Below are 15516 nucleotides of genomic sequence, written 5' to 3'. Positions count from 1 at the left end.
CGGCGCGTCGTTGGCGAGGCTCGCTTACTTGACGAGCGGACAGCCGCCGTCGGCGAGCGGGCGGAACGCTTTGTCGGCCGGAATGGTGGCCACCGTCTCGAAATAATCCCATGGCCCCTTCGATTGGTCCGGCTTCTTGACGCGGAACAGATACATCTCGTGCAGCTTGCGCCCGTCCGCGCGGATCGTGCCCTTGCCGAACAGCGGATCATCGGTCGGCATTTCCTTCATCTTGGCCATCACCTTGGCCGCGTCCTTGTCGCCAACGGCCTCGACGGCTTTAAGGTAATGCAGGACCGAAGCGTAGACTCCGGCCTCGATCATCGAGGGCTTCTGTCCGGCATTCCGCTCCTGGAAGCGGGCAGAGAATTCCCGCGTTTGATCGTTCTTGTCCCAGTAGAACGCGCCGGTGAGCACGAGGCCCTGCGCCACGTCGAGGCCAAGCGCATGTACGTCATTGATGAACATCAGCAGGGCGGCGAGCGCCTGGCCACCCTGCGTGATGCCGAATTCCGACGCCTGCTTGACCGCGTTGATCGTGTCGCCGCCGGCATTGGCGAGGCCGACGACCTTGGCACCCGACCCTTGCGCCTGCAGCAGGAAGGACGAGAAATCCTGGCCGGGGAAAGGATGACGGACGGCGCCGAGAACCTTGCCGCCCGATGCTTCGACGACCGCCGACGTATCGCGCTCGAGCGCGTGGCCGAAGGCGTAGTCCGCTGTGACGAAGAACCAGCTATCGCCGCCCTGCGCGACCATGGCCGATCCCGTGCCGTTGGCAAGCGCCCAGGTGTCGTAGGTCCAGTGGACGGTGTTGGGCGAACAGGCTTTGCCGGTGAGGTCGGACGAAGCCGGACCCGAGGCGAGGAAGATCTTGTTCTTCTCCTTGGTGATCTCGTTGACGGCGAGCGCCACCGACGAGGTTGGCACGTCGGCGATTACATCGACATTTTCGGTGTCGTACCACTGGCGCGCGATATTCGAGCCGACGTCCGGCTTGTTCTGGTGGTCGGCGGAGACGATCGACACATTGATGCCCTTGTCCGCCGCCTTGAAGTCTTCCGCCGCCATCTGGGCGGCGATGACCGAACCTTCACCGGCGATGTCTGCATAGATGCCGGAACGGTCATTCAGAACGCCGATCTTGACATCCGTGGCGTAGGCCGCACCGGCCATCAGCAGGCTCGTCAGCGAAGCCAGAATAAACCCCATTTTTTTCATCGCTACTCTCCTCCGATTGCGGCGCAACGCGCCATTGATAATTGCCTCAGACACCGAGATAGGCGTGCAGTTTGTCGATGTTGGCGTCGAGTTCGTCGTTGGGGATCGTGTCGATCACGCGCCCCTGTTCCACCACGTAGTGCCGGTCCGCGACCAACGCGGCGAAATGAAAATTCTGTTCGACGAGCACGATCGTGAATCCCTCCTCCTTGAGCCGGGCAATGGTGCGGCCGATCTGCTGCACGATGACGGGAGCAAGTCCTTCGGTCGGCTCGTCGAGCAGCAAGAGCTTCGAGCCGGTCCGCAAGATCCGGCCGATGGCGAGCATCTGCTGTTCGCCGCCCGAAAGCTTGGTGCCTTGGCTCGAAAGCCGCTCCTTCAGGTTCGGGAAGAGCTCGAAAATCTGCTCGACGCTGAGCCCACCGGGGCGCACCTGCGGCGGCAACATCAAATTCTCCTCGACCGAGAGACTGGAAAAGATGGCGCGTTCCTCTGGGCAGTAGGCGATGCCCATCTGTGCGATCAACCGCGACGGCAGCTTGATCGTCTCCCGGCCGTCATAGGTGACCGAGCCCGAGCGCCTGGAAAGGATGCCCATGACGGCCTTCAGCGTCGTCGTCTTGCCGGCGCCGTTGCGGCCGAGCAGCGTCACCACTTCGCCTTCGCCAACCTCGAAACTCACGCCGTGAAGCACATGGCTCTCGCCGTACCAGCCCTGCAGACCATCGACGCGCAGCAGCGGTCTCGCCGACGGGGCAGCAGCCGGCCTGCTCGTCAGTTCGACTTCAACCATGTCCGGCCCCGATATAGGCTTCGATAACGCGTGGATCCTTGGAAACCGCAGCATAATCGCCTTCGGCGAGGACTTTGCCGCGCGCGAGCACGGTGATGCGGTTCGACAGCGAGGCTACGACCGACAGATTGTGCTCAACCATCAAAATGGTGCGGTTCTTGGAGATGCGCCGGATCAGCGCCGAGATCCGCTCGATGTCTTCTTGCGCCATGCCGGCCATAGGCTCATCGAGGAGCAGCATTTCAGGGTTCAGCGCCAGCGTCGTCGCGATCTCAAGCGCGCGTTTGCGGCCGTAAGGCAGATCGCTGGCGCGGATATCTGAAAACTCGGTCAAGCCGACATCGGCGAGAAGAGCCGCACCCTCGCTATTGAGCTTGGAGAGCACTTTCTCGGAGCGCCAGAAATCGAAACTGTCGCCGCGCCGGCGCTGCAGCGCGATGCGGACATTCTCGAGTGCCGTCATGTGCGGAAACACCGCCGATATCTGGAAGGAGCGCACAAGGCCCAGTCGCGCGATGTCGGCCGGCTGCATCCTGGTGATGTCGCGGCCTTGGTAGCGGATCGCGCCGCGCGTTGGCTGGAGGAATTTGGTCAGCAAGTTGAAGAGGGTTGTCTTGCCTGCGCCGTTGGGGCCGATCAGCGCGTGAATCGATCCTCGCTCCACCGTCAGGTTGACATTGTTGACAGCGACGAAACCCCCAAATTCCTTAGTCAATCCCGCGGCTTCGAGGATCGCTCCGGAATTCATGCGCGGGAGCCTTCGCCCGTCATCGGCGTGAAAACGTGGAACCGCGCTGCGGGGCTGTCCTCCCCCAGGGTGACCTCCATGGTTTCCTCCCGTGGCTCTCCCGCCCGCAACAAACGACCTAATGCACATCGCGTCAAGGCTGCAATTTTCAGAAGCGTCTAACTTCGCGAAAAGCTTAGCTCCGTTGGCTCGAGTTCGGGTTTTCCCGGTCTGCCCAGGTGATCTTGCCCTTTGACGCCTTCGATCCGCCTCCCCATTCCTGGGCATTCCAGGCTTGGGCGCCGCCCTTGGCCGGTTCCTTGGTCTTGTCGCTGCCGCTTGCCCCCTTTCCGGATACAGGCTGGTCGGCTTTCGTAAACGAGTTTGTCTTCGTCATGGTCACTCCTATCGGTGGTCAGGGATCGCAGCCATATGGTCCGGCTCCGGGCGGGCGTCGGTCAGTCCTTGCCGCGGTTTGGATCCTTGCCGGCAGCCTGGCTGCTCTTTTGCGGCTTGTCCTTCTTGTCCTGATTGCCGCCGCGGTTGCCGCCATGTTCGCCGCTGGATCCCTTGACGGCTTTTGTGTCCTGAAGCTTCGTAGCCATCCTGGTTCTCCTTTTGGTCCATCCACTTGAACTCCCCTGACGCGGCGATTGTTCCCGCCGGGAACATATCGGCGCTTCGAGAGTTGGCGCAGGAGGACCGCACCGCAATGAACGCGAGGAAGGGGATTGCCGTCGGAGCTTTTTGAAGGATGACCTTCGCTTTCGAGAAGTGTTGCAGATGAAAATTGCCCAGATCGCCCCCCTTACCGAAGCCGTGCCGCCGCGGACCTATGGCGGGACCGAGCGAATAGTTTCATATCTGACCGAGGAGCTTGTTCGACAGGGGCATGATGTGACCTTGTTCGCCAGCGGTGATTCACGCACCTCGGCCGAATTGGTACCGTGTTGCGATATTGCGTTGCGCCAGAATCCCAGGGTTCGGCACGATATTCCCCACCACGTGACGATGCTTGAAAAGGTGCGCAGGCGGGCCGATGAATTCGACGTGCTGCATTTTCACATCGATATTCTCCACTTCCCCGTACTCCGGGACTTTGCCCAGCGAACCGTTACGACACTTCATGGAAGGCTCGACCTCCCGGATCTGGCGCAGCTTTACGCGATGTTCGATGACATTCCGCTGGTTTCGATTTCTTACGATCAACGCTGGCCCATGCCGCCTGTCCATTGGGTCGGAACGGTGTATCACGGGCTGCCTCGCGATCTTCTCCCTTTTCGCCCGAAAGCCTCGGGCTATCTCGCATTCCTCGGCCGCATCTCACCGGAAAAGGGGCCGGAAACGGCCATTGAAATCGCAGCGCGTACCGGAAGGCCGCTGAAGATCGCCGCCAAGATCGACAAGGTAGACCAATCGTACTGGAAAGAGAGGGTCGAACCCCAATTGCTTCGAAATTCGAACGTCGAATTCATCGGCGAGATCGACGAACGGCAAAAGGCAGACTTTTTGGGTAATGCGACAGCGCTTTTATTCCCTATAGACTGGCCGGAACCCTTCGGCCTCGTAACCATCGAGGCGATGGCCTGTGGCACGCCTGTGATAGCGTTCAGGCGCGGCGCCGTTCCGGAGGTCATCGACGATGGTGTGTCCGGGTTGATCGTCGACACGCTCGACGGAGCTGTGGACGCGGTACGGCGGATAAACGGCCTCGATCGCGCACAGGTGCGACGGGCTTTTGAAGAGCGATTCACGGTCGAGCGCATGTGCAGCGACTACGTGGCGATCTATAGCTCGCTCTCGGACGACATAACGACCGCACTTGGTTCTCAAAACAAGCGCGCTAAAAATGCCGCAATGATGACTATGTCTACCTGACGGAGCAAGGCGACGGCTCGGCTGCCCGGATCAGCGCCTGAGCCGCCTTGGTCGCTTCTGAACGGGAGGGGTTGACCATGACCACTCAACTCGAAGACCGCAAGATTGATCCAGCCGTGGCGCTACCGGCAATCGATGAAACGGCACCGCGCGAGCCGCATCGGCAATTTGCGCTGAAACACGAGGATTGTTTCGTCGTCGCAGACAGCTACGGCGATATACGCGGCACCGGCGACGGGCTTTTCCGCGACGACACGCGTGTCCTGTCGCGCTTCCGTCTGTTCATCGGCGGCCGGATGCCGTCGCTGCTCGGCGCCTCGCTGTCGCAGGACAACATCCTGTTCACCGCCAATCTCACCAATCTAGCCACTATCGGGCCGGATGGCAGCGAAGCGTTGCCGAGCGTCGTCCACATCGATCGGACGCGGTTCATCTGGCAGGACCGCATGTTCGAACGCATCACCTTCACCAACTATTCCGCGCGCGAGGTGGTTCTGCCGGTCCGGCTCGACTTCGACGCGGATTTCCGTGACATGTTCGAGGTGCGCGGTACTACGCGTAGCCGCCGCGGTCGTGCGCATGACGCGCTGGTCGGCGAGGCGAGCGTAACGTTCCGATATGAAGGCCTCGACAATGTGGCACGTCAATCGGTCATCGCATTCTCGATCAAGCCCGATCAGGTGCACCCCAACCACGCCGACTTCCTCATTCTCGTGGCAAGGCGTGACAGCAGAGCATTGTACCTGGAGGTCGGTCACAGCGAAGAAGTCCCGTCCAGTGATCGCTTCCGCGCGGCCGCCGCGCGAGCCCGCTTTGCCATGCGTTCAAAGCGCCGGCAGGGGGCCACTGTCTTCAGCTCCGGCCGCGTGTTCAACGACTGGCTGACACGCACGCGCGCCGACATCGCGCTGCTGACGACCGATCTGGAGACGGGGCCATACCCGTATGCCGGCATCCCCTGGTTTTCGACGGCTTTCGGTCGCGATGGCGTCATTTCCGCCTTGCAGATGCTCTGGCTCAATCCGGACCTTGCCCGTGGGGTACTGGCCTTTCTTGCCCATTATCAGTCGACCGAGACCTCTGTGTTCGACGATGCCGAACCTGGCAAAATCATGCATGAAACCCGCAAGGGAGAAATGGCCGTGCTGCGCGAGCTGCCGTTCGGCCGCTACTATGGCGGCGTCGACACCACGCCGCTCTATGTCTATCTGGCTTCGTCCTACGCCGATCGCACCGGAGACGAGGCGTTCGTCGATCGCATGTGGGATTCGCTGGGCGCTGCCACTGCGTGGATGGAAGAGGTCGGAGCCCGCAACGGGGAAGGCTTTGTAACCTACAACAGGGCGGCCGACACGGGTCTGTTCAATCAAGGCTGGAAGGACAGCTCCGATGCCATCTTCCATGCCGACGGCACAATCCCCAAAGGGCCGATCGCATTGGTCGAGGTGCAAGGTTATGTCTTCGCCGCATATCAAGGTATGGCCGCGCTGGCCGCCAGACGCGGCGACGATGCAAAGGCGGCGCACTGGAGCATCCTGGCAGAGAGGATTCGTGAGGCGGTGGAGACGCATTTCTGGATGCCGGACCGAGATTTCTATGCTTTGGCAATCGACGGAGAAGGCAAGCAATGCGCGGTTCGCGCGTCCAATGCCGGTCACCTGCTTTATGTCGGGTTGCCTTCAGCGGAACGGGCGCAGGCACTTGCCACCCAGCTGCTCTCTGGTCATCTCCATAGCGGTTGGGGCGTTCGCACACTGGCCGACGACGAGATCCCATTCAACCCGATGTCTTATCATAATGGCTCGATCTGGCCGCACGACACCGCGCTCTGCGCCTCCGGGCTCGCCCGCTATCACGAGCGCGATAGCGTCGTGAAGCTGATGAGCGGTATGTTCGAGGCGGCGGTCCGTTTCAACATGCGCCTGCCGGAGCTGTTCTGCGGCTTTACGCGTGCGGCCAGCGATTCACCGGTGGCCTACCCGGTCGCCTGTCTGCCGCAGGCATGGTCGGCCGGCTCCGCGTTCATGATGCTGCAGGCCTGCTTAGGCATCCGGGTCGACGGCTGGAAGCGCGAGATCACCGTCGAACGCCCGCGGCTGCCGATCGGTATCGACAACATTGTTATCCGCCACCTGGCCATCGGCGAGGCGAAAGTCGATCTCATCTTCGAGCGCATTGGCGACCGCGTTGTGTGTTATCTCGACCACCGCCATGAAGGTCTGGTGCCTCTGGTGGTGCGCTCATAACGCAGGCCGGCTCCCCATGTGCTCCGTGATGGACACTGCCATCAATGACTACGGCGCAACCGATACCTGCGCCGATCGCCAGCGCACCGACTGTACGGTGGTACCTGCCCAAGCCAAACCGGACGACTATCTGCTCGCCAGCGTCGCGACAAGATCGCTGAAACGTTCGCCCTGGATGCTGACATGCTGGCGCAGGAGCGTGCGCGCCCGCTCCGCGTCGCCGGCTAGGATTGCTTCCACGATCGAGCCATGCTCGGCGAACGAGGTGGCAACGCGGTTGCGCACGCGCAATTGGAGACGCCTGTAGGGCTGCAGACGGCGATGCAGTGCGACGCACTGCTCGGCCAGGAAACCGCTGTGGCTGGCAGCATAGATAGCTTTGTGAAAGCGTTCGTTGTCGTAGTAGTAGAGGTCGCTGTCCCCAGCCGAGGACGAACGCTCGCAATCTGCATGCGCGGCCAGGATGGTCGTGCGATCGGCATCGGTGAACCGTCGCGCGGCCAGCGAACCGGCCAAACCTTCAAGTTCCGCCATCACCTCGAACATTTCAAAAATGCGGTGCGGTCCCGGATCGATCACCACGGCACCCCGGCGCGGCCGGATCTCCACCAGCCCGATCGCGTTCAACTGCATCAGCGCCTCGCGCACCGGCGTTCTCGACACGCCGAAACGTGTTGCCAATTGCACCTCGTCTAGTCGTGCACCGGGGGCGAAGTCGTTCGAGATTATGCCGTTTTCAATCTCGTCACGTAGGCGCTGAACGACATTCTCCGCCATCTTTTGGGCCTTCCAATGCAACATGATAAATCTTGTATGCAAGAACGTTGACTTTGCGTACAAGGATGTTTAAGAACGATACCACAAAAGGCAAGTCGCACACAAATGGGTGGACGCATCCGAGCACCAGCACGCGTCGAGACCGCGCGGAGGGTCTGCTTGCGCCGATTTCGACTTTGCCAGGAGGACTCCGACATGGCAGGCATCTCGTTCTTTAGCGATATGGTGCAAAGCATCACCGATCGCGGCCGCAGGCTGCTTGCGGCAGGGGCGCGCAGCGAGCCGGTCCAAGCCGAGACGAATATCGAAACACTCTGCGACATGCTTTTGTCGAGCCGGGGCGAAGCCTCGGGCATGGCATTGGCAGCCGAGGTCCTTCAGCGCTGGGCGCAACAGGACGCGGCCGGTCAGCAAGACTTCGTGCGTATGCTGCACGAACAGTTCGGCCCAGACATCGCCAAGCTTGACAAAGCCATCGAGCGCTACCGCAGCGACAGGAGTTCGGACGCCGTCATCGAACTGCACCAGGCCGCCGAGCCGCGTCGCCAGGAACTGGTGCGCAGACTCAACCTGGCCCCCAAAGGCACGGCAAGACTGGTGGAGATGCGCGAGCGCCTATTAGCCATGAAGGATGCGACGGAACCGTTTCGCGCCGTCGATGCCGACTTCGCCCACCTGTTCGGCTCATGGTTCAACCGCGGTTTTCTGACCCTGCGTCCGATCGACTGGTCGACGCCAGCCGACATCCTGGAGAAGATCATCAGATACGAGGCTGTGCATGAAATCGCCGGCTGGGAGGAACTGCGGCGGAGGCTAGCTCCAGCCGACCGCAGGTGCTTTGCGTTCTTCCACCCGCGTCTCGCAGACGATCCGCTGATCTTCGTTGAGGTTGCGCTGACCAAGGCGATTCCCTCTGCCATCGCTGATGTGCTCGATGTAAACCGTTCGCCGATCACGGCCCAGGACGCCACCACCGCTGTCTTCTATTCGATCTCCAACTGCCAGGACGGACTGCGCGGCATCTCTTTCGGGAACTTTCTGATCAAGCAGGTGGTGGAGGATTTGCGCCGCGACCTGCCTGGCTTGAAGACCTTCGTGACGCTGTCGCCGGTTCCGGGTTTCGCTGGCTGGCTAGCAAGACTGCGCAAGGCGACCGATGCGAGCCTCGATGATCAGGCCCTCAAGACGCTCGAGTTGCTGGACGATCCGAGCTGGGCGGACAATCCGCAGAAGGCACGGGTCGTTGAAGCTGTGCTCCTCCCGCTCGCCGCACGCTATTTCGTCAAGGAACGTGCCACCGGCAGACGGCCGGTCGATCCGGTGGCGCGTTTTCATTTGGGCAACGGCGCTCGCCTTGAACGGCTGAACTTCCTCGCCGATCGCTCCGCCAAGGCGATGCGGCAGTCCCACGGCTTGATGGTCAACTATCTTTACAAGTTGGACGACATCGAGGCGAACCACGAAGCCTTGGCGCAACATGGCGAGATCGCTGCTTCGCCGGAGGTGAGAAAACTGGCGGCAACCGCTTCGACCGACACCAGTATCGGCGCCCCGGTTCGTCGACGCCGCACTGAAATGCAGAAAACCTAATAAGCAAATTGGGAGGAGTTCAATGAGCAATCACCTGTTCGACGCCATGCGAGCATCCGCCAAGTCAGGCGAGTCGATTTTCATCGAGACTATTGATGGTCAGCGTTGGACCTATGGAGATGCGCTGCGGCTCTCCGGACAGATCGCCAGCGCAATTGATGTGCTCGGCGTTCGCCCAGGCGACCGCGTCGCGGTCCAGGTGGACAAGAGCCCGCTGGCTCTGATGCTCTATCTCGCATGCGTGCGCTGCGGGGCGATCTATCTGCCGCTGAATACCGCCTATACGCTGGCTGAACTCGACTATTTTATCGGTGACGCCGAACCGCGGCTCGTCATCGTCTCCTCGAGGTCGCGAGTTGATGTCGAAAGGATCGCGCACGGTTACGGCGCGATTGTCGAAACGCTCGATGCGGACGGCGCCGGGTCGCTCATGGAGTTGGCCCGGGACGAGTCTGCCGATTTTCTCGACGCGGCGCGCGCGCCTGACGATCTCGCCGCGATCCTGTACACATCTGGGACCACCGGCCGTTCCAAGGGCGCAATGCTGACGCACGACAACCTTTTGTCCAATGCAATAGCACTGCGCGAATGCTGGCACGTGACCGCAGCCGACCGGCTGATCCACGCGCTGCCGATTTTTCACACGCATGGGCTCTTCGTGGCGACCAATGTCACCCTGGTTTCCGGCGCCTCGATGTTTCTGCTGCCAAAGTTCGAGCCTGGCGAAATCCTTCCTCTGATGTCGCGGGCGACGCTGATGATGGGCGTGCCGACCTTTTATGTCCGGTTGCTTCAGCATGAGGGCCTGAACCGGGAGACGGTCGCCAACATTCGGCTGTTCATCTCCGGCTCGGCGCCGCTGCTCGCTGAAACGCACGCCGCATTCAAGCAGCGCACCGGTCACGCCATTCTCGAACGCTACGGCATGACCGAAACCAACATGAACACCTCAAACCCCTATGACGGCGAGCGAAGGGCAGGGACAGTAGGTTTCCCACTCCCGGGCGTGTCGGTGAGGGTCACCGATCCAGCCACGGGCGAGACGCTCGGACCAGGCGAAACCGGCATGGTCGAGATCAAGGGCCCGAACGTTTTCAAAGGTTACTGGCGGATGCCTGAAAAGACGGCGGCGGAGTTCACCAAGGACGGCTATTTCATCAGCGGCGACCTCGGCAAGATCGATGAGGCGGGCTATCTCCACATCGTCGGCCGCGACAAGGACCTGGTGATCTCCGGCGGCTATAATATCTACCCGAAGGAAGTCGAGGGTGAGATCGATCAACTCGACGGTGTCGCCGAGAGTGCGGTCATCGGCATTGCACATCCGGATTTCGGCGAGGGGGTGACGGCCATCGTGGTGCTCAAGCCCGGTGCCACAATGGACGAAAAGGCCGTGCTCAACGCGCTGCGCGACCGCCTCGCGCGCTACAAGCAGCCGAAACGGGTGATCTTCGCCGAGGACCTTCCGCGCAACACCATGGGAAAGGTGCAGAAGAACCTTCTGCGCGACCGGTTCAGCAACCTTTACATGCCCGCCTCCTAGGAGGCGCTGACTACCCTGCGTTGGTGCTTGGGAGCGAGACCAACGCAGGCTGATCTACCACCGATGGAAATGAGAACGGGCGCCTGAAGGCGTTTCCCGAGGGAGGAAGCTATGAACATCCAGATTCTGTCGATCGCGCTGCTGGTCGGCATGTTCGTGATCGCCACCATCCAGCCGATCAATATGGGCGCACTCGCCTTCGCATGCGCCTTTCTGGTCGGCTCGCTCATCATGGCTATGAAGCCGGTGGAAATATTTGCTGGCTTCCCGAGCGACCTCTTCCTGACACTGGTCGGCATTACCTACCTGTTCGCCATCGCCCAGATCAACGGTACTATCGATTGGCTGGTCGAGGGCGCGGTCAAACTGGTGCGCGGACATGTGGCGTGGATTCCCTGGGTCATGTTCCTGGTCGCCGCCGTCATCACCGGCTTCGGTGCGCTCGGACCTGCGGCGGTCGCCATCCTGGCCCCGGTGGCGCTGGGTTTTGCGTTCCAGTACCGCATCAATCCGGTCATGATGGGATTGATGGTTATTCACGGTGCACAGGCGGGCGGCTTTTCGCCGATCAGCGTCTATGGCGGCATCACCAACCAAATCGTCGAAAAGGCGGGGTTGCCGTTCGCGCCGACATCACTGTTCCTCTCCAGCTTCTTCTTCAACCTGGCCATCGCCGTCCTCGTATTCTTCGTCTTCGGCGGCTCGAAGGTGCTGCGTAAGTATTCGATCGCGTCGGGACCGCTGCCTGACCTCCACCCCGAGGGCGTGACGCAGTCAATCGTCGGCCACGGCGGCACGCCGGCTACTCCGATCAGCCATCACGTCTTTGAGGAGCAGAAAAAAAATGTTTCGGCGCTTTCCGGCCTGACGACGGAAAGATTGACGACATTAATCGGCCTAACCGCGCTCGCGGTCGGCGCACTTGTCTTCAAGTTCAATGTCGGCCTGGTGGCGATCACTGTCGCGGTCGCGCTCGCACTCCTCTCGCCGAAGACCCAAAAGGCAGCGATCGACAAGGTCAGCTGGTCGACGGTGCTCCTGATCGCCGGCATCATCACCTATGTCGGCGTCATGGAGAAGATCGGCACGATCGACTACGTCGCCCACGGCATTTCTAGCCTGGGCATGCCGCTGCTGGTTGCACTCCTCCTCTGCTTCACCGGCGCCATTGTATCGGCATTCGCCTCATCCACGGCATTGCTGGGAGCCATCATTCCACTGGCCGTCCCCTTCCTCCTGCAGGGACAGATCAGTGCCATAGGTGTGGTTGCCGCGATCGCGATCTCCACCACCATCGTTGACACCAGTCCGTTTTCGACCAACGGTGCGCTGGTCGTCGCCAATGCCCGGGAAGCAGAGCGCGAGAGCGTGCTCAAGACGTTGCTGATCTACAGCGCGCTCATCGCCATCATCGGTCCTGTCATCGCCTGGCTGGTTTTCGTGGTCCCCGGGTTAGTTTGAACGGTCGGCCGCGTCCTGGACATTCCCAATCAGTCTGGCCGCTTCGGTGCAATTTGACCGGCGGCCAGGCTTGACCCCGAACCTGATGTGGGTCGGCGCCAACAAGAAAAACGGCGGCGCAGGCAGAACTGATTCCTATCAAAGCAGCCGTTTGGCCGATAGGCTGCCACGCCCGGCTTGGCTACGTGACCCCGCTCATGCGGGCGAGGGCGCGTAGCGGCTGCCAAGCGAATAGCGGCTGCCAACATAGGTGAGCTTGTTGACGGTGGCGACCGCCGCGCCTGACCAGGTCCGCCGATGCAGGAGCAGGCAGGGGTCGCCTGGCTGGATCATCAAACGGCGCGCGGCCACCTCGTCGGCTGCGATGGCCGAGATCACGTGCTCCACTTCCGTCAGCGGCGTCGCCCGCTGCAGATAGTCATAGGTGGTGGTCGCAACGAAATTTTGCCGGTGGTAGTCCGGTGCGAGAGCCGAATTGACGAAGCGCTCCTCGAGCTGGACGGGCACATCGTCCTCGAAATGCACGATGATCGAATGGGCGACCGGTCTGCGGCGCATGAACTCGAAGGCGACGATAAGGTCCAGCGCAGGGTCGCGGATCTTCTCGAGCACGACGACCTCGGCCCTGTGGCGTCCGCCGCGCGCGGCGATCTCGCCGGCGATGTTCCTGATTTCGATGAGAGCAGATTGCGGTTTCGGCGGCGCCACGAAGGTGCCCACGCCCTGGATGCGCAGGAGGTGGCCTTCCGAGGTCAGTTCCCTCAGCGCCCGGTGCACGGTCATGCGCGAGACGCCGAGCGTGCTGACCAGCTCGTTTTCGGAAGGCAGCCTGCGGTCCTTCGGCCATTTGCCGCTGCCGATGTTGCCGAGCACGTAGTCCTTGACCTTTTCGTAGAGCGGTCCGGCGGTTTCGGGAAGCTTGATCATCGCCCTCTCTCTATTCGGACGATGGTCTTCAAACCGCCGCTCGTGCCTGCGATCAGGCGCTGGTAGGCGGCGGGGATTTCGTCGATCGCGATCTCCTCGGCCACGAAACGCGACAGCGCCGGCGCGAGATCACCAAGCATCGCGACGGCCGGCGCAAGCTCGTCGGCGAAGGCGTGGCAACCGACAAGCGCGATCTCGCGTTCGACCAGGAGGTTGGGGTCGAGATCGAGGCGGCCATGCGAAATGCCGACCAGCGCCAGCGTGCCGCCGCCGGCCAGAAGATCGAGCAGCCGCGCCATCACCGCCACGCTGCCCGTCGCGTCGATGGCATGGCGCAGGTTGGGATCACAGGGCAGGGCGTCCAGATCGACGACGGTTGCGCCGCTCACCTCGGCCACAAGATCCGCACGCGCCGCATTGCGGTCAGCGACGAGGACAGGTCTCTCGCCGGGCCGCGACAGGAGTAGCGCCGCCAGCCCGCCGATCGGGCCGCAACCGGCGATAAGCACCGGCGCCCCGGCCGGCGCCGACAGACGCCGCACTGCGTGCAAGGCGACCGCCAGCGGCTCCGCCATGGCGGCGATTGCGGGATCGAGCGCGGGGTCGTGGCGCAGGAGCAGCCGCGCCGGCAGCGCCGTTTCTTCCGCGAAGCCGCCGTCGCAGAGCTCGCCCACAAAGCCGAGTGTGGCACAGACATTATGCAGGCCAGCCCGGCAAGCAGGACATTCGCCGCACCAGAAACGCGAATCGGCGACCACCCGGTCTCCGCAGGCCAGTTCGGACACGCCGGCCCCCACGGCGGTCACTTCACCGGCGAATTCATGCCCGACGACGCTCGGCGCGCGGCTGATCCACTGACCAGTACGGAAGTTATGGAGGTCGGAGCCGCAGATGCCGGCGGCCGTCACCCTGAGCCGCACCCAGCCAGGCGTTGGTTCGCCGGGAGATGGCACATCCTCAACCCGCAAATCGCCCGCCGCATGGAGTCTGGCCGCCTTCATCATCCGCTACCGCACCAGATATCGGTCGCGCACGTCGGAGACGGCGTGTTCATGCGAGGAGAAGCCTTCATAGCGGGCAAGTGTGCGGGCATGGCGGGCGAATTCCGGATAGGCCGCCGCCGTCACGTAGCCGATCGAAGAGCGCTTGACGAAATCCGTGACCGAGAGCGGTCCGCAGGTACGCGCCCAGCGGCTGGTCGGCAGCACGGCGTTGGGACCCAGCCCGAAATTGCCGATCGAAACCGGCGTGTGCGGCCCCATCAGGATCTCGGCGGCTTCGGTGATGTGGCCAAGGTGCGCAAAGGGATCGGTGGAGAGGATCTCCAGATGCTCAGGTGCGTAGTCGTTGACGAAGCGGTAGCTCTCCTCGATCGATGCCGTCAGCACGATGCCGCCATAGGCACCGGTCAGCACCGCGGTGGAGAACGCTACCCGCTGATCGGTCATGCGCGCCCAGTGCTCGGGCAGCGCCGCCAGTGCCTCCTCCGCGACGCGGCGGCTGTGGGTCACCAGATAGGCCGACGAGTCGGGCCCGTGCTCCGCCTCGATCAGGAGGTCGAGCGCGGCCAGTCCGCCATGCACGCTGTCGTCGGCGAGGATAATCGCTTCCGATGGACCAGCGGGAAGGCCGGGATCGATGACCCCGGCAAGCAGCCGCTTGGCCGCAACGACCCAAGGGCTGCCTGGACCGACGATCTTGAGCGCGGGCCTGATCGTCTCTGTGCCGTAGGCGACCGCGGCGACCGCCTGCGCGCCGCCGCATTTGTACACCGTTTCGACACCGGCGAGGCGCGCCGCAACCAGTGTCGCTGCGTCCACCGAACCATCGGGCGCTGGCGGCGTCATGATAGCAAGCTCCGGGACGCCCGACACCACGGCGGGCACTGCGGTCATCATTGTCACCGAAGGGAACGCCCCCTTGCCGCGCGGGACATAGAGCGCCACCGAGCGGATCGGCGTGAAGCGGTCCCCGGCATACGCGCCGGGCCGCATTTCCTTAAGCCACATCGCTTCCGGCTTCTGCTCTTCGTGGAAATGCCGGATGTTGTCGATGCCGAAGCGAATGGCGGCGACCACGTCCTCGTCCACCATGCCGAAGGCGGCGTCGAACTCGGCGGGGCTGACCTTCAGCCGCGCGGCATCGAGATCTGCCTTGTCCAAGTCGCGGGCGAAGCGAATGAGCGCGGCGTCGCCTTCTGTTCGTACCGCCTCGATGATCGGTGCGGCCTTCTCCATAAAGCTGGAGAGATCGGTCTCTGAGCGCCGCATCAGTGCCGCTCGACTGGCGACGTCGAGTTGGCTCAAGTCGTGGAACGATACGTTTGGCATAGGATTTCCTTTTCGGCCCGGCG

At 62.3% G+C, this 15516-nt stretch carries 14 protein-coding genes; 5 read left to right on the top strand and 9 right to left on the bottom strand.

What is annotated here, in order from left to right; translation table 11 throughout:
- Nucleotides 1-24 precede the first annotated feature (24 nt).
- The 5 genes from CIT26_RS01865 to CIT26_RS36360 all read right to left on the bottom strand — a co-directional run bounded on the left by CIT26_RS01865 (nucleotide 25) and on the right by CIT26_RS36360 (nucleotide 3346).
- Nucleotides 25-1221: an ABC transporter substrate-binding protein gene (locus CIT26_RS01865; protein WP_095490979.1), complete on the bottom strand. Its 1197-nt coding sequence runs from the start codon at nucleotides 1219-1221 to the stop codon at nucleotides 25-27.
- Nucleotides 1222-1267: 46 nt separating this feature from the next.
- Nucleotides 1268-2014 carry an ABC transporter ATP-binding protein gene (locus tag CIT26_RS01860; RefSeq protein WP_095490978.1) on the bottom strand — a complete coding sequence of 249 codons (747 nt, stop codon included), beginning with the start codon at nucleotides 2012-2014 and terminating at the stop codon, nucleotides 1268-1270.
- A complete protein-coding gene (locus tag CIT26_RS01855) occupies nucleotides 2007-2762 on the bottom strand; it encodes an ABC transporter ATP-binding protein (RefSeq protein WP_095490977.1) in 756 nt (251 codons plus the stop codon). Before CIT26_RS01855 ends, CIT26_RS01860 begins: the two co-directional genes overlap by 8 nt.
- Nucleotides 2763-2937: 175 nt before the next feature.
- Entirely contained in the window at nucleotides 2938-3138 is a 201-nt protein-coding gene (locus tag CIT26_RS01850) for a hypothetical protein (RefSeq protein ID WP_095490976.1), read from the bottom strand.
- A gap of 61 nt (nucleotides 3139-3199) precedes the next feature.
- Nucleotides 3200-3346, bottom strand: coding sequence for a hypothetical protein (locus tag CIT26_RS36360; RefSeq protein WP_095490975.1), 147 nt, complete (start codon nucleotides 3344-3346; stop codon nucleotides 3200-3202).
- Nucleotides 3347-3524: 178 nt separating this feature from the next.
- Here CIT26_RS36360 and CIT26_RS01840 point away from each other — a divergent pair, with 178 nt between their 5' ends.
- Complete coding sequence (locus CIT26_RS01840) at nucleotides 3525-4619, top strand: glycosyltransferase family 4 protein (RefSeq protein WP_095490974.1); 1095 nt, start codon at nucleotides 3525-3527, stop codon at nucleotides 4617-4619.
- A gap of 77 nt (nucleotides 4620-4696) precedes the next feature.
- Nucleotides 4697-6865, top strand: a complete 2169-nt coding sequence (locus tag CIT26_RS01835; RefSeq protein WP_095490973.1) for an amylo-alpha-1,6-glucosidase — start codon at nucleotides 4697-4699, stop codon at nucleotides 6863-6865.
- Nucleotides 6866-6991: 126 nt separating this feature from the next.
- Here the strand turns inward: CIT26_RS01835 and CIT26_RS01830 are convergent, their stop codons facing one another.
- Nucleotides 6992-7642: a GntR family transcriptional regulator gene (locus CIT26_RS01830; RefSeq protein ID WP_095491032.1), complete on the bottom strand. Its 651-nt coding sequence runs from the start codon at nucleotides 7640-7642 to the stop codon at nucleotides 6992-6994.
- 195 nt (nucleotides 7643-7837) lie between these two features.
- Between CIT26_RS01830 and CIT26_RS01825 the strand changes: the two genes are divergently transcribed.
- The 3 genes from CIT26_RS01825 (at nucleotide 7838) to CIT26_RS01815 (ending at nucleotide 12236) form a co-directional block, all read left to right on the top strand.
- Nucleotides 7838-9232: a malonyl-CoA decarboxylase gene (locus tag CIT26_RS01825; protein ID WP_095490972.1), complete on the top strand. Its 1395-nt coding sequence runs from the start codon at nucleotides 7838-7840 to the stop codon at nucleotides 9230-9232.
- A gap of 22 nt (nucleotides 9233-9254) precedes the next feature.
- Nucleotides 9255-10775 (top strand): malonate--CoA ligase, encoded by a 1521-nt coding sequence (locus tag CIT26_RS01820; RefSeq protein ID WP_095490971.1) that lies wholly within the window; start codon nucleotides 9255-9257, stop codon nucleotides 10773-10775.
- Nucleotides 10776-10886: 111 nt separating this feature from the next.
- On the top strand, nucleotides 10887-12236 hold the full coding sequence (locus tag CIT26_RS01815) for an SLC13 family permease (protein ID WP_095490970.1): 1350 nt from the start codon (nucleotides 10887-10889) through the stop codon (nucleotides 12234-12236).
- Between the two features lie 195 nt (nucleotides 12237-12431).
- Here the strand turns inward: CIT26_RS01815 and hutC are convergent, their stop codons facing one another.
- The 3 genes from hutC to hisD are packed head-to-tail and all read right to left on the bottom strand — an operon-like array spanning nucleotide 12432 to nucleotide 15493.
- Nucleotides 12432-13163 carry a histidine utilization transcriptional repressor HutC gene (gene hutC / locus CIT26_RS01810; RefSeq protein ID WP_095490969.1) on the bottom strand — a complete coding sequence of 244 codons (732 nt, stop codon included), beginning with the start codon at nucleotides 13161-13163 and terminating at the stop codon, nucleotides 12432-12434.
- The gene (locus tag CIT26_RS01805) at nucleotides 13160-14164 is read right to left on the bottom strand and encodes a zinc-dependent alcohol dehydrogenase (RefSeq protein ID WP_095491031.1); all 1005 of its coding nucleotides are present in this window, start codon (nucleotides 14162-14164) and stop codon (nucleotides 13160-13162) included. The genes hutC and CIT26_RS01805 overlap by 4 nt, the downstream gene beginning before the upstream one ends.
- A gap of 6 nt (nucleotides 14165-14170) precedes the next feature.
- A complete protein-coding gene (gene hisD, locus CIT26_RS01800; RefSeq protein WP_095490968.1) occupies nucleotides 14171-15493 on the bottom strand; it encodes a histidinol dehydrogenase in 1323 nt (440 codons plus the stop codon).
- Nucleotides 15494-15516 lie beyond the last annotated feature (23 nt).

Source organism: Mesorhizobium temperatum, from assembly GCF_002284575.1.
GTDB lineage: Bacteria > Pseudomonadota > Alphaproteobacteria > Rhizobiales > Rhizobiaceae > Mesorhizobium > Mesorhizobium temperatum.
This window is presented reverse-complemented; position numbering and strand designations above follow the sequence as displayed.

What these genes read in the sequence shown, in the direction of transcription:
- CIT26_RS01865 (WP_095490979.1), bottom strand. Translation starts at nt 1,221, where the DNA reads ATGAAAAAAATGGGGTTTATTCTGGCTTCGCTGACGAGCCTGCTGATG.
- CIT26_RS01860 (WP_095490978.1), bottom strand. Translation starts at nt 2,014, where the DNA reads ATGGTTGAAGTCGAACTGACGAGCAGGCCGGCTGCTGCCCCGTCGGCG.
- CIT26_RS01855 (WP_095490977.1), bottom strand. Translation starts at nt 2,762, where the DNA reads ATGAATTCCGGAGCGATCCTCGAAGCCGCGGGATTGACTAAGGAATTT.
- CIT26_RS01850 (WP_095490976.1), bottom strand. Translation starts at nt 3,138, where the DNA reads ATGACGAAGACAAACTCGTTTACGAAAGCCGACCAGCCTGTATCCGGA.
- CIT26_RS36360 (WP_095490975.1), bottom strand. Translation starts at nt 3,346, where the DNA reads ATGGCTACGAAGCTTCAGGACACAAAAGCCGTCAAGGGATCCAGCGGC.
- CIT26_RS01840 (WP_095490974.1), top strand. Translation starts at nt 3,525, where the DNA reads ATGAAAATTGCCCAGATCGCCCCCCTTACCGAAGCCGTGCCGCCGCGG.
- CIT26_RS01835 (WP_095490973.1), top strand. Translation starts at nt 4,697, where the DNA reads ATGACCACTCAACTCGAAGACCGCAAGATTGATCCAGCCGTGGCGCTA.
- CIT26_RS01830 (WP_095491032.1), bottom strand. Translation starts at nt 7,642, where the DNA reads ATGGCGGAGAATGTCGTTCAGCGCCTACGTGACGAGATTGAAAACGGC.
- CIT26_RS01825 (WP_095490972.1), top strand. Translation starts at nt 7,838, where the DNA reads ATGGCAGGCATCTCGTTCTTTAGCGATATGGTGCAAAGCATCACCGAT.
- CIT26_RS01820 (WP_095490971.1), top strand. Translation starts at nt 9,255, where the DNA reads ATGAGCAATCACCTGTTCGACGCCATGCGAGCATCCGCCAAGTCAGGC.
- CIT26_RS01815 (WP_095490970.1), top strand. Translation starts at nt 10,887, where the DNA reads ATGAACATCCAGATTCTGTCGATCGCGCTGCTGGTCGGCATGTTCGTG.
- hutC (WP_095490969.1), bottom strand. Translation starts at nt 13,163, where the DNA reads ATGATCAAGCTTCCCGAAACCGCCGGACCGCTCTACGAAAAGGTCAAG.
- CIT26_RS01805 (WP_095491031.1), bottom strand. Translation starts at nt 14,164, where the DNA reads ATGAAGGCGGCCAGACTCCATGCGGCGGGCGATTTGCGGGTTGAGGAT.
- hisD (WP_095490968.1), bottom strand. Translation starts at nt 15,493, where the DNA reads ATGCCAAACGTATCGTTCCACGACTTGAGCCAACTCGACGTCGCCAGT.